The sequence below is a fragment of the Nostoc sp. XA010 genome, from assembly GCF_020829625.1.
Classification (GTDB): Bacteria; Cyanobacteriota; Cyanobacteriia; order Cyanobacteriales; family Nostocaceae; genus Nostoc.
In genome coordinates this window covers 189,606-203,295 of sequence record NZ_JAIVFX010000006.1, presented here as the reverse complement: position 1 = coordinate 203,295, position 13,690 = coordinate 189,606, and the positions used below count along the sequence as shown (strand labels likewise).

13 protein-coding genes are annotated in these 13,690 nt (G+C 42.8%); 7 read left to right on the top strand and 6 right to left on the bottom strand.

All coding sequences use genetic code 11. The annotated features are described in order from the left end of the window. Positions 1-679: 679 nt before the first annotated feature. Entirely contained in the window at positions 680-3,388 is a 2,709-nt protein-coding gene (locus LC608_RS11880) for a TIGR03960 family B12-binding radical SAM protein (RefSeq protein WP_229553733.1), read from the bottom strand. 148 nt (positions 3,389-3,536) lie between these two features. Beyond that, a complete protein-coding gene (locus LC608_RS11875; RefSeq protein WP_229553732.1) occupies positions 3,537-3,866 on the bottom strand; it encodes an STAS domain-containing protein in 330 nt (109 codons plus the stop codon). A gap of 456 nt (positions 3,867-4,322) precedes the next feature. Between LC608_RS11875 and LC608_RS11870 the strand changes: the two genes are divergently transcribed. Then, positions 4,323-4,526: a hypothetical protein gene (locus tag LC608_RS11870; protein WP_100899826.1), complete on the top strand. Its 204-nt coding sequence runs from the start codon at positions 4,323-4,325 to the stop codon at positions 4,524-4,526. 255 nt (positions 4,527-4,781) lie between these two features. Here the strand turns inward: LC608_RS11870 and LC608_RS11865 are convergent, their stop codons facing one another. Continuing rightward, positions 4,782-5,126, bottom strand: coding sequence for a hypothetical protein (locus LC608_RS11865; protein ID WP_181374237.1), 345 nt, complete (start codon positions 5,124-5,126; stop codon positions 4,782-4,784). 299 nt (positions 5,127-5,425) lie between these two features. Here LC608_RS11865 and clpS point away from each other — a divergent pair, with 299 nt between their 5' ends. The 3 genes from clpS to LC608_RS11850 all read left to right on the top strand — a co-directional run bounded on the left by clpS (position 5,426) and on the right by LC608_RS11850 (position 7,200). Continuing rightward, positions 5,426-5,707, top strand: a complete 282-nt coding sequence (gene clpS, locus LC608_RS11860; protein WP_100899825.1) for an ATP-dependent Clp protease adapter ClpS — start codon at positions 5,426-5,428, stop codon at positions 5,705-5,707. A 64-nt stretch (positions 5,708-5,771) separates the two neighbouring features. After that, positions 5,772-6,596 carry a CPBP family intramembrane glutamic endopeptidase gene (locus LC608_RS11855; protein ID WP_229553731.1) on the top strand — a complete coding sequence of 275 codons (825 nt, stop codon included), beginning with the start codon at positions 5,772-5,774 and terminating at the stop codon, positions 6,594-6,596. 139 nt (positions 6,597-6,735) lie between these two features. Beyond that, on the top strand, positions 6,736-7,200 hold the full coding sequence (locus LC608_RS11850; protein WP_229553730.1) for a hypothetical protein: 465 nt from the start codon (positions 6,736-6,738) through the stop codon (positions 7,198-7,200). Positions 7,201-7,528: 328 nt separating this feature from the next. Here the strand turns inward: LC608_RS11850 and LC608_RS11840 are convergent, their stop codons facing one another. The 3 genes from LC608_RS11840 to LC608_RS11830 all read right to left on the bottom strand — a co-directional run bounded on the left by LC608_RS11840 (position 7,529) and on the right by LC608_RS11830 (position 11,251). Further along, positions 7,529-8,167 carry a pentapeptide repeat-containing protein gene (locus LC608_RS11840; protein ID WP_229553729.1) on the bottom strand — a complete coding sequence of 213 codons (639 nt, stop codon included), beginning with the start codon at positions 8,165-8,167 and terminating at the stop codon, positions 7,529-7,531. Continuing rightward, on the bottom strand, positions 8,164-9,561 hold the full coding sequence (locus tag LC608_RS11835; protein ID WP_229553728.1) for a DICT sensory domain-containing protein: 1,398 nt from the start codon (positions 9,559-9,561) through the stop codon (positions 8,164-8,166). The genes LC608_RS11840 and LC608_RS11835 overlap by 4 nt, the downstream gene beginning before the upstream one ends. 100 nt (positions 9,562-9,661) lie before the next feature. After that, positions 9,662-11,251: a photosystem II high light acclimation radical SAM protein gene (locus tag LC608_RS11830; RefSeq protein ID WP_229553727.1), complete on the bottom strand. Its 1,590-nt coding sequence runs from the start codon at positions 11,249-11,251 to the stop codon at positions 9,662-9,664. Positions 11,252-11,836: 585 nt separating this feature from the next. Between LC608_RS11830 and LC608_RS11825 the strand changes: the two genes are divergently transcribed. The 3 genes from LC608_RS11825 to LC608_RS11815 all read left to right on the top strand — a co-directional run bounded on the left by LC608_RS11825 (position 11,837) and on the right by LC608_RS11815 (position 13,640). Further along, positions 11,837-12,232 carry a DUF1830 domain-containing protein gene (locus LC608_RS11825; RefSeq protein WP_229553726.1) on the top strand — a complete coding sequence of 132 codons (396 nt, stop codon included), beginning with the start codon at positions 11,837-11,839 and terminating at the stop codon, positions 12,230-12,232. Positions 12,233-12,408: 176 nt separating this feature from the next. Continuing rightward, positions 12,409-12,870 (top strand): DUF4079 domain-containing protein, encoded by a 462-nt coding sequence (locus tag LC608_RS11820; protein WP_229553725.1) that lies wholly within the window; start codon positions 12,409-12,411, stop codon positions 12,868-12,870. A 203-nt stretch (positions 12,871-13,073) separates the two neighbouring features. Further along, positions 13,074-13,640 (top strand): hypothetical protein, encoded by a 567-nt coding sequence (locus LC608_RS11815; protein WP_229553724.1) that lies wholly within the window; start codon positions 13,074-13,076, stop codon positions 13,638-13,640. The last annotated feature ends 50 nt before the right edge of the window (positions 13,641-13,690 follow it).

Genomic DNA, 13,690 nt, shown 5'->3' with positions numbered 1-13,690 from the left:
TGCATGTTTAAGCAATTAAATCAACCATCCGTGGTTGATTTGTGATGCAATACCCTCAATAAAGAGAGTTCTGAGCCAAAAGTTCTCAATCCTGAGTGAGTTTTTAACTCAGGAAGCTTTATTTGAGAGTAACCTACTGATGTCGTTAAGAAAAAGAAACTATTTCTATTTTCCATTCCCCGGATTTATCCTTAGGGTTATACTCAGCAACGCCAGCTGCTACCCTACTTTAAGCCGCGCTTTGCGCGTCTGATGAACGTCTGCAAATTCGACCTAACCGAGAGCAGTTGTTTAACCTACGGGAACGCCAAAGGCGAACAACTCTAGAAAAGTAGCTCACTAGCTCTTTGGCACTACTGGGGATTAAACATTCAGCAGCTGTTTAAAAAGCATGGATTTAGAGAATCTAAGCGAGCCTGCTGTTAGTTACTGATTCACAAGGTAGCTATAGAGAGAGTGTGTAGTTCTTTAATCTGCCTCAGTTTGTCTGGGATAAAATCCTAGAATTCGCACTCTAATATCTTTGCTTTCGCCCCCTGAGCACCAGGGTAGTGAACCAGCTAATTCAATGCAGCGCCAGAAAATTTCTCTTCACCCCATTCTAACGCAACCTTGCTAAAAATCAATTCCAACGATATAGCCATGTTAGGACAGCTACTAGCAAGCTGCCCTAAAGGGATTATACCCCTAAAATTAGCCGATTGCGGTGGATGTGCAGGAGTTGAAATTCTCCACTAGCCACCATCCCTAGCATAAACAGGATTTGTTCAGGACGCAATAGAAAACCATCTTGGCGATAGCTACCTACATAACGAATAACAGATATAGATTCTGCAATACTTTTGTAGTTTTCTACTAATTCCAGTTCAAACAAGCGATCGCGCAGATTTATTAACTGGCTCTTGCCTGACTTTGTTGTATGCTCGTACCACAGTTCGTCTTTTGCTTTGATGGTATCAATCCATTCTTGCCATTGTATAGGTGTTACTTCTTCGAGTGCTGCTACGGTAATTAAATATTCTGCTGTTTCTAGCAGTTGAGTCGCTGCCGGAGTTTTTAAATCTATCTGCTCCACATCATATATAGGTATGTCTGTGGGCATTTCCCGAACCAACTGTTCTCGAAAAGTATCGACTGCCACTGGTACAGTTAACTCAAAATCCGCAATTTCACCACTACTAGTAGCTCCTAGAGCCAAAGCAGTTGCTACAGAAATTCGCGGCATTGGATGAAATCCACCAGTGAAAGCGATTGGTAAGCCTGCTCGCCGCACAACTCGGTCAAACAGACGGATTAAATCTAGGTGGCTTACCAAAGCCATATTACCCTGTTTCCCAAACCAAACTCGTAGTCTTTGTACCTTAGTTGTGTTGGGGACAAACTCGCCAGCGAACTTCGGAATAGCTGGTGATTCAATCACAATATTATGGCCAAAGTCGGTTCCACATACGCCACAGTGGGAACAACCTTCAAAAGAGCAATCGGGTACAATTGCAGCTTCTAAGGCGCGTTGCAAGTCTTCTTTGAGCCACTTTTTGTCAATCCCGGTATCAATATGATCCCAAGGGAGGGGAGTATCGAGGGAGTGGGGAGTGGGGAGTGGGGAGTTGGGAGTTAGGAGTGAGGAGTTAGGAGTTAGGAGTGGGGTATTTTCCGCATCTGGCGATCTCGTTTGATCTTGTGCGTGAAACAAATTCCATTCGCCATTTTCTACTTGGCGGTATTTCCAGTCTAGATCGGCTTGAGCGATCGCATCTCCCCAAGCGCTAAAAGCCTGATCTAAATTTTCATACCAGGAATCCATACCTGCACCCAATTCCCAGGCACGCCGGACTACTTTGCTCAAATTGCGATCGCCTCGTCCCACAAAATCTTCCATTGCCGAAATGCGAACATCGGTAAAATTTACCTTCACTCCCTTTATTCGGCGGAATTCTTGCCGCAACAGGTTTTGTTTGCGTTTAAATTCAGTGGTAGAAACTGAGTGCCATTGGAATGGTGTATGCGGCTTGGGCGTAAAGTTAGAAATCGTCAGGTTAAAGTTTAGGGGTTTTCTGCCTTTGCCCCGACATTCTCGTTGTAGCCAACTTACTGTTTCGGCAATGCCTAAAACATCAGCATCCGTCTCACCCGGCAAGCCAATCATAAAATACAACTTGATTTTATCCCAGCCTTGCTCCCAAGCGGTTTTTACCCCCCGCAACAATTCTTCATTTGTCAAACCCTTATTCACGATGTCTCGCATCCGCTGAGTTCCAGCTTCTGGAGCAAAAGTCAGTCCACCTTGCCGCGTACCTCCAAGGATATTGGCAATATTTTCATCAAATCTATCTACCCGTTGGCTTGGTAGGGTCAGAGAAATATTTTCATTTTTTAAGCGATTTTTGATTTCCATCCCCACTGCTGGTAGGGACAAATAATCAGAACAACTCAGAGATAATAGAGAAAACTCATTGTAACCAGTTGCCCGCATTCCCTGTTCAATTGCATCTACAACCTGATCGGGTTCCACGTCCCGTGCTGGTCGAGTTAGCATTCCTGGTTGACAAAAGCGACAGCCACGAGTGCAACCACGCCTAATCTCAATGGTTAAGCGGTCATGCACCGTTTCCACGTATGGAACTAACCCAATGGAATACGCGGGTATGGGAGTTGCAACCCGTCGCAGAATTCGTTTGGGTACGTCTGGACGACTAGGATGAACTGAGCCATCCTCTGCCATGTCGTAAAACTGAGGGACATATACACCTGGTATCTGTGCCAAATCCAGTAACAGATGTTCCCGACTCAATCCTGCTTGTTTGCCTTCTTCCAATACCAAGCCAATTTCTGGCAGCAGTTCTTCTCCATCTCCAAGGGCGATAAAGTCGAAGAAGTCGGCATAAGGTTCAGGATTAGATGTTGCTGTTTGCCCACCAGCAAAAATCAATGGAAACTGGGACTGGAGATTCGTAAATTCTCCCCCTGCTTCCCCTGCTTTTTGCCGTTCTCGCCACGTCAAGGGAATTCCAGCCAAATCCAACATTTCTAGGATATTAGTTGCACCCAGTTCGTAACTGAGGCTAAAACCTAAAATATCGAATTCTGTGAGCGATCGCTTTGACTCTACAGCAAATAACGGCGTATTAGTTTCGCGTAGTTTGGCTGCCAGGTCTTTTCCTGGGAGGTAGGCGCGATCGCACAATTGACGCGGTTGGGCATTCAAAATGTTATAGAGAATGATGTGCCCTAAATTGGATGCACCGACTTCATATACTTCTGGATAACTTAATACCCAGCGTATTGCTGCCGTATCCCAAGGTTTGTGTACTGCTAAACGCTCATTACCCAGGTAACGCCCTGGTTTTAAAATATCCGATGTTATTAATTTTTCAACTGCAACAGCCACTGTGCTATCTTCTAGCTACCTTAATTACAGCTACTCAAACCCAACCTTAGCATTGAATTAGGTCTTCTAACCGAGTTTACCGTTGCAACTTATAACTCCTTTACATAAAGTCCCCTTCATACCCAAAACTTGGTGCTTTTATATAAAGTTATGTTGCAGCCAACTCAACTTCATCATCCAATATTTCAAACACCCTATCGAGTTGCGTTAATTCAAAAATAATTCTAATTGACGGAGCAACAGCGCAGAGTCGGAAACCCCTTTCTAAACTAAGAGCCAGCTTGTGTATAGATAACAATGCCATCAACCCAGCGCTGTCTAACGATTCTACTGCTGCGAGGTCTACTACCAAGATGGAAATATCATTTTGTGCTAACGCTGTGGTCATATCTCGTTCAAATTCCAAGGCGTTTGTAGCATTCAAAAAGCCTTGGGGGCGAATCACTGCAATCTTTGGATAGTTAAGCACTGCCTGCATAGTTACATCCTATTGAGAATTATTAAAGCGTCGAGCTAAGAATTATTTGAACATAAACTCTATTTTGTTGCATCGCCCATATGTCTTACTTCTCTTTGCTGAATCTTTATTGCTTTAGTATCTCTGTTTAAAGATTGTCATAATTTAAAGTTAAAATGTGCTTATATATACTTTTTTTTTATGCTAGTTCAAAAACAATCAACTATAGACAGCCGAGAAACGACAAATCATCAGTAAGTATGCTGAGAAAACTTGCTTAGTCTATAGCTAAAGCTAATTTAGCCAAGTCTTAACGGTAAGTTAAAACCCTCATTTTAGCGTTGCTGATGGCATCTGACATCCTCATAGCGAATTATTTCTAATTAATTAAAATGTGCTCTATATGACTCTTAGATCACTATTTATGCTTAGATAAATCGGGAATAATTAGTATCATATAAACTTAGGTTATTATTTATGAGAACTAAGTACGCTATTCGTAAATTAGTAGAAAAAGCTCTTGACATCAAAAAATTAACTCCTGAGATAGAAAATGAAATCAACTCAGAATTGACGGAACTGGGTTACATTTCTGACGTTGATTACGAAGCTCTGGAATTATTAATGGCAGAGATGGATGCTGGTAGAATTCAGTTGGTTCCTAACTTAGGATATTCCTAATTGCATAGGTATAGAAGCTTTTTGCCCATATCAAGTGAATTTGATTATGGCTGAAGCAATCAAAATTTCAAATAGGTAAAACAAGTTTTAGTAAGAGGATGTTTGAAAAGTATTTTTATTAACATCAAAGCTTCAAAAACATCTTCTCTACAAGGGAATGGGGAGTCGGGAGTGGGGGGATGAGGGAGCAGGGGAAGCAGGGGGAGCAGGGGAGAAGAATTAATAACCAATTCCCAATTCCCAATTCCCAATTCCCTATTGGTATGCTTGCCAAAGTTGGTGAATAAATTGATTGAGTTGCTGCTTGGCGGCTGAGTCAGGTTCCGTTTTCGGTTCTTTTGCTAAAACTTGGCTCAAGAAGGTAATTACTTCTGTGTCTAATGCTGGCCGAAATAAATTGGCAGGCCAAAGCAGGTCAGATGCATCTCGCAAATCGGTAATTAGCGGCGATTCTTGAATGAAAGTAACCATTAATAAAGGACGTACCCAGCACAACTGGCGGGAAACTACGAATTGAATGACTTCTGCATACAGATTCCTGTCGCCATGCTCTAAAGATACAATTTGTCCTGGTTGAAGAAAATTTAGGCTAATGTCCATCATTATGCAGTTTGGGCAGCGACAACGATTGTTTGGTAACTTGTTTTAATTTAAAAGTGAGAATGCGCTACTTTTAAAGGAACTTCTGTAACATTAGGGTAGCACTCTCACGGCAACCATGTCTTAAGACATGTGCCTCACAAGTGCCTACGCAAAACTAATACGACCAATCCTTGGCAGCAAAGGGTTTTCCTAGCATAGTATCTCAACAGAAATACTATAGAATAGGTAAATAACTGTTAAGCGATCGCTGGACAGAAACTTTGTTGTAGTGAATTAACGAGAAAGAGCAGAGAGCCGTGTCAGTTGAAACTATTGAAAAGCCTTCCACAACCCGTAAGCTCGCGCCTCGGTATCGCGTTTTGCTCCATAACGACGACTACAACTCGATGGAGCATGTTGTACAGTCACTAATAGCCACTGTACCTAGCCTTACCCAACCACAAGCTGTGAGCATCATGATGGAAGCCCATACTAACGGGCTAGCTTTAGTTATTACTTGCGCTTTGGAACACGCTGAGTTCTATTGCGAAACATTGAAAAGTCACGGTTTAAGTAGCACCATTGAACCTGATGAATAGTCATTAGTTATTGGTCATTGGTCAAAATTTAGAGTATTGACTGGTGATTGGTGACTTATTTAGTATGAAAAAAAACCTTGTCCGTTTAGCTGAACGCCCTGCCCCTATTAGGCTGGGTTCTTTTATTTTGACTTTATTGCTGCTATGGTTGCCATTGGCTGCACCAATATACTTTCTAGTGCATGATCTAAACTTAGAAAGTATATTGACATTGGTGTTGTTATATGCAATATTTATTTTTCTCCTGAGACTATGGGGCAAATATGTTTACCAACAGCCCCAAATTTTGCGGCATTATGGCTTAGAATTCACGCGGCAAAATGGTGTGGATTTACTGCGTGGCTTGGCTATGGGGATAATTAATATTCTGATACTTTTTGGAGTAGAAAGTTTATTGGGTTGGTTGGTGTGGCAACAACCGAAAGTTTTCTTGCTGAAAGTAATTTTAGAGGGTTTACTTGTTGGCTTGGGCATCGGTTTTGCTGAAGAATTGTTATTCCGAGGCTGGTTGTTAGATGAATTACAACTAGATTACAGTCCGCGTGTGGCACTGTGGACAGATGCAACTGCCTTTGCTACATTGCACTTTATTAAACCTTTGGAGGCAATTATTCATACACTGCCGCAATTTCCAGCTTTAGTACTGCTGGGGTTAACGCAAGTATGGGGAAAGCGTTGGCGGAGGGGACTCTTAGGTTTTCCAATTGGTTTGCATGGTGGTTTAGTTTGGGGTTACTACATTATTAATGTGGGTAAATTAGTGAAATATTCTGGTCAAGTTCCTGATTGGGTAACTGGTGTGAATAATAATCCCCTGCAAGGAGTGATGGGGGTGTTGTTAATGAGTGTACTAGCTTTGTGGATACGAGGGCGAACGGTGAAAAATTAAAAATGGCTAATGAACTTGTAGAAAAATAAAATATCGGCTAAAAAAAACTACATTAATATTCCATTTAGGCAAGGTGTCAGAGTGCAGCCAAAAAGCTTTTAGAGATTCAACATCAAACAAATATTGAGGGTTAAAAATAATGGATTGTAGTCGTCTGGAATATATCAAAAATGCCAATGATGATCAAGCTTGGGCGTATGAAGGCTATCCTATTGGAGCTTACTTTCGGTTAAACTTTAAAGAGAGTAAAGATACAAGTGTAGATACTCACACCTTTAAATTACCAAAAGGATCTCTGATCATCCTTTCTCAAAGACCACCTGGGAACGAGCGATACTTGACGCACGTAGTTGAATTAGTGAACGAGGGAAGTGAAGATAAACCTCAACGCGAAACAGGTACATGGGGTATTTTCCGATGGGTTAAGGTTTATTGGATTTCTGATTTCAAGAATCCCAACGGTATTCCTCTTGATCAGAAGGAAATGAAAGCCGATTGGGGTTGGTATGACACTAAAGCTAAATTGTTATCTAGTGAAAACTTGATGAAGCAGTGGGGTAGTATTGATAAATTAAGAGCGCACTTAGAAAAAGTCTTTAATTAATCGCCATAATTCACCTTGCGCGATCGCACCTAAGCCACATTTTTGACTGAGATAATTCCTTCACCAACCACTGGATCAGTAGCCATCTGTCAGAATCTTTATCCAGTGCTGGCTTGAGACGGAAATTAAAAACCTCTTACCATACCTCTACGCCATACTGGGATACAAAATTTGCCTCCAGTTCTTTAAACTGTTTCTATTGCCGATTTGCGATCGCGCTCAACATGGGAATGATCGCGGTGATTGAGACTTGTGCAGCGACGGGTGTCATTGTGGGTAGTCCTCAAAAATATAAATAATCGGCATAGGTGGCTTTTTGGTGCAATCTTTACGCAAGCGTCTCAACCACTGTCCCCACTACACACGCTTTATTCAAATTAACGCCGCTCAAATTTGCACCTTCTAACTCTGCACAGAGTAAATTCGCTCCCGTCAAATTCGCCCCTGCCAAATTCGCCCCTCGCAAATCAGCTTCTTCAAGGTTTGCTTCACTCAACAGAGCACCCTGCAAATCGGCGCGACTTAAATCTGCACCTTTGAGGTTTGCCCCAGTCAGGTTTGCACCACGCAAGTCAGCACCGCGCAAATCAACGCCTTGCAAGTTCACATTCATCAAATTGGCACCACTTAAAAAAGCACCCACCAATGACACATCACTGAGTCTGGCTCCCATCAAGTTAGCGCCACGCAAATTACTACCCCGCAAGTCAGCGCCCGTTAAATCTGCTTGCATCAGGTTCGCTCCCATCAAGTTCGCCCGCAAGTCCGTTTCTTGGAGGTTCGCCCCCATCAAATTTGCTCCCTCCAAATGCCCACCTTCGAGTTTGGAAGCAGCGAAATTAGTGCCAACAAGGGTAGCACCAGCAAGATTAATCCGGCTTAAATCCAGTCGAGAGAGTTCCTCGTCTTCTAAATTTGCCCCTGGAAGTTGTTTGAGTTTTCCTAATTTAATGGCTTCAATATTCATGTAAAGTAACTATCAATCTCCTCACTGATCTTGCTGTGGCTATCCCATTGGGAATCAAGTATCCAGATACCGGCGCTGACTTTGGGTGTCATGATGGGTAAGTCGAGTCCCTGTTGTAAACCCATAACTAATAAAGTTAGGGTATCTACAAGTTTAGGGTCAAAGCGGTTAGATTGTTGCTGTTTGCACTCATCTAAAGCTTGAGTAAATATCTGTTCCCGGCTTTGATTTGACGATTTTCGCTGATTGACTCGCCACTGAAAATCTGCTAATAATGACAAAATTCTCGACTCTAAGGGAATTTCATCTCCAGCCAAACCTGCTGGTTCCCCTGTACCATTCCACCACTCGGTTTGGTGAGTGATAATTTGGGCAACTGCTCGTAGTCGTGGCATAGTTCGCAATACTTGTGCCCCCGGTACTAAGGGACAAGTTAAGGGACTACTGGGGGCATCTTCTTGGTAGCGTGTGGATATACCATCTGTGAGAACGCTTTCTGCTTTTTGTAACGGATCTATGCGATGTAACAAAGCCGCTAGCCGCAATCTCTTAATCTGCCATGCGGGAAGATCCAAAAGTTGACCGATCGCTTCAGCAAGAACTACTACTTCCGCAGCTGCCATTGGATTGTTGACATCTGCCATATCCATCAGTTGTGCCATTCGCAAAAAGGCTTGGATTTCGTTAGAAACCAAGTTGCGATCTAGGGTTTGTTTCTGAAGCGCTGTGGGGATGGATAAATTATCTTGCCCAGTCTGGAGGTAATCTACTACACGGGAGACAACTGCACCTAAATTTTGGGATCTGTCCATTGACGGTACAATTTGTTGTTTATCGGCTGTGAGTTTTTCCGCCAATTCTGGGTTGTATTTTTTGATGTGAGCGATCGCTATTTCTGCTGTCTCTTGCACTAACTCTGGCTCAAATGTCCACAAGCCATAGAATTTACGCTCTAAGTCTGATGTCGGGACTCCAGTGCTGCCATAATCAGCCTCTGATAATTCTTGACAAATTACCATTGCTGTGTATTTAGGCGATAAAATAATTAAGTGCCACTCCTGAGCGACTGGATCGACTGAATCTAATGCCACTAAGTCTACATTGGGTAAAAGGCTTGTGCGATGTTCAGCAAAGCCGGATTCAGCAGCAGCCATAATAACAATTTCTCTGCTGCGCTGGGCGATATGCAGATATCGCCCGGCTTCTTGTAGATACCATTTACCCTGTTGGAAGGCTGAGATTACTAAGGGTGTACCGTCGTCGGTTAAGATATGGTCTTCAAGAGCATGACACAGGGCAACTAAGGTATTTTTGTAGTAAACACCAAATCGAATTGGCCTGGTGGTGTGGCGATGGGCTGCTTCTAGCTTTTGTAGGATTGAACCTTCTAACATGGGATTGGGTGAAAATAACCGCAGAGGGGGAGTGATTCGGGTAGGGGTAGGCGCGAGACAAGGAGATGAAATTTGCTCTTGTCTAATTCTGTAAATTTTATCAAACAGCTGCTAACTGTTTGTCTTTTGTCTCTATTGGTGCAGAAAGTGCTGCTTCTAAGTCGGCACAACCTAGTTTTTCTTCTAAGATTTTCATGACTTCGCGTCCGAAATCGTTAGGGTTTTGTTGCCAAGCTTGCAAGCAGACTTCTCCAAAGAATGAACCAAGAGGTTCGGGATTCCAGAGGAGTTTTTTGGCTGTCCACGGCATCAAACTCATTGGATCATACCCTGGTTTGAGGATGCCTTCTTTGAAAGCATATTCTTCTAAATGGGTATGGGGTTGCAATCCAATAAAGAAAATGGCAGGTTCGACTTTATCAGCACCAAAAATCCGTTCTAGTTCTCGGTGGTAGGCGATGGTTTGGCGGATGGTTTCGGGACGTTCGTCAATGACGTTAAAGGAGTAGTTGACGGAAACTAAATCGTTGAAACCAGCTGCTTTCAAGTCGCGGCAGTTTTGCAAAACGGTTCGCAGGTTATACCCCATCCGCATTTTCCGTACAAGTTCTTGAGAACCACTGGTAATGCCGATTTCAAAATAGTTCATCCCGGTTTTCGCCATCAAGTCGCACAACTCTGGTGTCAAATTGTCGGCTCTGATATATGCTGCCCAGTGAATGTCTGTCATACCAGAATCGACGATTTTTTGCAAGAGTTCTATGGCATCGTCGATAAATTTTCTGGCTGGGATGAATTGGGCATCGGTAAACCAGAAGTTGCGAATGCCGCGATCGTATAATTGGCGCATCTCAGCCACTACTTCATCTGCTGGGTTGATGCGGACTTGTTTACCTTCGACGACAGTGTAGACGCAATAGCAGCAGTTATGAGGACAACCACGCTTAGTTTGTACACCTATATAAAAGTCTTCTTCTTGCAGGTAAAAGTTAAATTCCGGCCAGATGCTTTCGATATAGTCGTAGTTACAAGCTGTTTTTTCTAGTGGAGTGGGTTGTTCGTGAATTAGCCGTTCCCGTGGTTGAGTTTCTCCGGCAACGTAACAGCGTTCATCTCGAAAATCTTTGCCACCTAAAAGTTTTTCTAGGAGAGTTTCCCCTTCACCCACAGAAATAATTGTCCCTTGGGGTAAGCTTTTGCCCAACTGTTGGTAAAATACACTGACTGCACCACCACCGACAACTACACGGGCATTAGAATTATATTTTTGGGCACGCTTTAAACCGCGTTTGATTAAGCCCTGATTGCGCCACAACTCTACATAGTAAGCGATGAAGATTCGTAAACCGCCCAATCCCCCACGTAGTTTTAATAAAGGATTCTTCGCGTAGTAAAATTCAAAGGCGTTTTGTAGTGGGTTGCCACCACGTCCGCCAACTGGGGCATAGATTTGAATATCACGCCACGAAAATACTAGCAGTGTCGGTTTAAATTCATCGATACAGCGATCTAGAGCAGAACTGTAGTCTAAAGGTGGCACTGTTCCTAAATCAAAAATTCGCTGTTCAATATTAGGAAACTGTTTGTGGACGTGATCGCTCAGGTAGACAACCCCAATGGGAAAGATAGGGTTACAAGGAAGGCGAACGTAAAGAATTCGATTTTCCATCATGGGTGTTTTGACTTCCATCTTGCCAATCTTTGGGGAAAGCGAGATAAATTCCAGTTTTAAAGGGTGTTTTTCTTTTGTCTACTAATCTCTGACAATCTTGCTTGACATTAAAGCAAATTATTGATATGCGTGAAACTTGTGTTCACAGATGTAAAAATCAATAAAATTGCTTTCTATACCAAACGCATGGCATCAAGAGAAGTTTTATGAAGACATTTTTCATATAGCTTTACGATAACATCGAGTTCATTCATTAAGCGATGATCCCAGGCTTTTAATCCTGCGATAGATGAAACACGAAAATACACTCCTGAACTAGGCTCAAGCTAAGGGGATCTTCACCATACCTACCCTGTAACTATCTGCCCTAAAGAAGTTAAAGATTTTTTGCCATATTAAAAATTAAAAGATGTTCATATAGTGTAAAATTGCAGACAAAGCAGAAATTTTTACAAAATTTTTAGAAACTGCGATATATATTATTAAGTTAAAAATAATCTATAAAAGTTCAGTTGGTAGTCGGAGCTACAGCAACTGGGGATCAGGCAATGCTAGGCTTGGCTAGTGTAATGTAAAATTGTGGCGTAAAGCTCCTCAGCAGTTATGGCTCAAATATTAGATCCTCTACCACCTGAGCAATCGGGAAAAATTCTCTGCTGCTACATTAATGCCACCAGCAAAATACAGATAGCTCGCATCTCCGATATTCCCAACTGGTACTTTGAAAGGGTTGTTTTCCCTGGGCAACGTTTAGTGTTTGAAGCTCCGCGAGAAAGTCAAGTGGAGATTCATACAGGGATGATGGCAAGTGCAATTTTATCCGATAAAATTCCGTGCGATCGCCTAATGCTCGACGAACCCAGCGTTTATGAGTTTGATACAGACTCATCAGATGAAAAAGACCTTATTAATACCAGGTCTATAGTGCAGCAAATTAATACAAAAATCGGAGATACTACAAAACCCTTACAAATCGTTGGTTTAGCATCGGTTGATTAAAAAAAAATTTACTACATTTAAGGGTTGCTAATTCAGCAGCCTTTTTTGTTTATTGAGAATTGGGCATTGAAAAGAGGCAGAGGGGCGGGGGGCAGGGGGCAGAGGGGAAATTCTTCTCCCTTGCTCCCTGCCTCCCCTGCTTCCCCTGCTCCCCCATCTCATTTACAATCAATCTTATGAATCTGCCTTCATTTCTTTGGTTGTGGAAAATAGCCGCCTGGTCAATGGGGTTGTCCCTGCTGGCATATCTGATGTTAGCAGTCACCGGCGTTTGGATGTTTCGGGCGAGAACTTCGCAGCAATTCCCTTTTATCACCCCATTTATGGGTGGAAATAAAGGGGTGCGATCGCTCCACTATACAATGGGCATCAGCATGGTAAGTTTAGTACTACTACTGCTAGCGATCGGCATTGTTGGAACTCTCGGTCATTTTGGTTCGTTGGGTCACTCATCACATTTAGTTGCTGGATTGATAGTAGTAGCATTAGTTTTACTATCTGCTTTCAGTGCGACGCAAATTAGTGCCGAACGACCTTGGGCTAGACCCTTACACATCGGCGTAAATATTATTCTATTTATAGGATTTGCCTGGGTATCCTTTACTGGTTGGATTGTAGTGCAAAAATATTTACCCTAAAAAATTACGAATTACGTTAGCGTAGCGGTAGCGAGTCCGCGTACCACTTCGTGGAAGCAAGCTACGCGCAGCGTCTCGTAGAGAGCGTCATTACGAATTACGAATTACGAATTACGAATTATTAAAGTGGCATAGCTTATATACGGCAGTCGAGGTATGACATAGACCTACCGTACAATGAAGAAAAGCATTGTAATTGAGCCGTGACAGCAAACTCAGCCAATATTTCAGCTTCTGTATTTCGTCTGTCTCCTTTGATTCGGATGACGCTACTGAGTCTATACATAGCACTCACAGTCCCATTACCCTTCTTATCGCAGGTAACAGCTGCACCAGTACCCCCAGGGTTATTGTGGATAGGAATTAGCATCGGCTTCGTTGCCTTGTATGCTGTATTGACTGAACGAGTAACGGTAGATGACCAGGGAATTCAGGTTACTTACCCCGCCTGGGTACCTAGCTTTTTTCGTAAAGGCTGGTTTTTACCTTGGTCAGATGTGAAAGAGTTAAAACCCCGCACCACTGGTCAAGGAGGAATAGTTTATTACTTTGTCAGCCAGGATGGGAAAGGTTATTTACTACCGATGCGTGTAGCCGGATTTGCCCGTTTCGTGCAAATTGTCCAAGCAAAGACGGGTATTGATACTACAGATGTTCGCCCTTTAGCGCAGCCGTGGATGTACTTAATTTTACTAGGATTCACACTGCTGTTACTATTGGTCGATGGCTGGGCGATCGCTACAGCATTAACTACCAAACAATTAACTTAAAATTGGGCATGGGATATTGGTTATTTCTTCCCCATCTCCCTACTCCCCGC

Excerpts from the sequence above, each read along its gene's own strand:
- LC608_RS11875 (WP_229553732.1), bottom strand. The coding sequence starts at position 3,866 with ATGCAGGCAGTGCTTAACTATCCAAAGATTGCAGTGATTCGCCCCCAA.
- LC608_RS11870 (WP_100899826.1), top strand. The coding sequence starts at position 4,323 with ATGAGAACTAAGTACGCTATTCGTAAATTAGTAGAAAAAGCTCTTGAC.
- LC608_RS11830 (WP_229553727.1), bottom strand. The coding sequence starts at position 11,251 with ATGGAAGTCAAAACACCCATGATGGAAAATCGAATTCTTTACGTTCGC.
- LC608_RS11825 (WP_229553726.1), top strand. The coding sequence starts at position 11,837 with ATGGCTCAAATATTAGATCCTCTACCACCTGAGCAATCGGGAAAAATT.
- LC608_RS11840 (WP_229553729.1), bottom strand. The coding sequence starts at position 8,167 with ATGAATATTGAAGCCATTAAATTAGGAAAACTCAAACAACTTCCAGGG.
- LC608_RS11855 (WP_229553731.1), top strand. The coding sequence starts at position 5,772 with ATGAAAAAAAACCTTGTCCGTTTAGCTGAACGCCCTGCCCCTATTAGG.
- LC608_RS11850 (WP_229553730.1), top strand. The coding sequence starts at position 6,736 with ATGGATTGTAGTCGTCTGGAATATATCAAAAATGCCAATGATGATCAA.
- LC608_RS11835 (WP_229553728.1), bottom strand. The coding sequence starts at position 9,561 with ATGTTAGAAGGTTCAATCCTACAAAAGCTAGAAGCAGCCCATCGCCAC.
- LC608_RS11865 (WP_181374237.1), bottom strand. The coding sequence starts at position 5,126 with ATGGACATTAGCCTAAATTTTCTTCAACCAGGACAAATTGTATCTTTA.
- LC608_RS11820 (WP_229553725.1), top strand. The coding sequence starts at position 12,409 with ATGAATCTGCCTTCATTTCTTTGGTTGTGGAAAATAGCCGCCTGGTCA.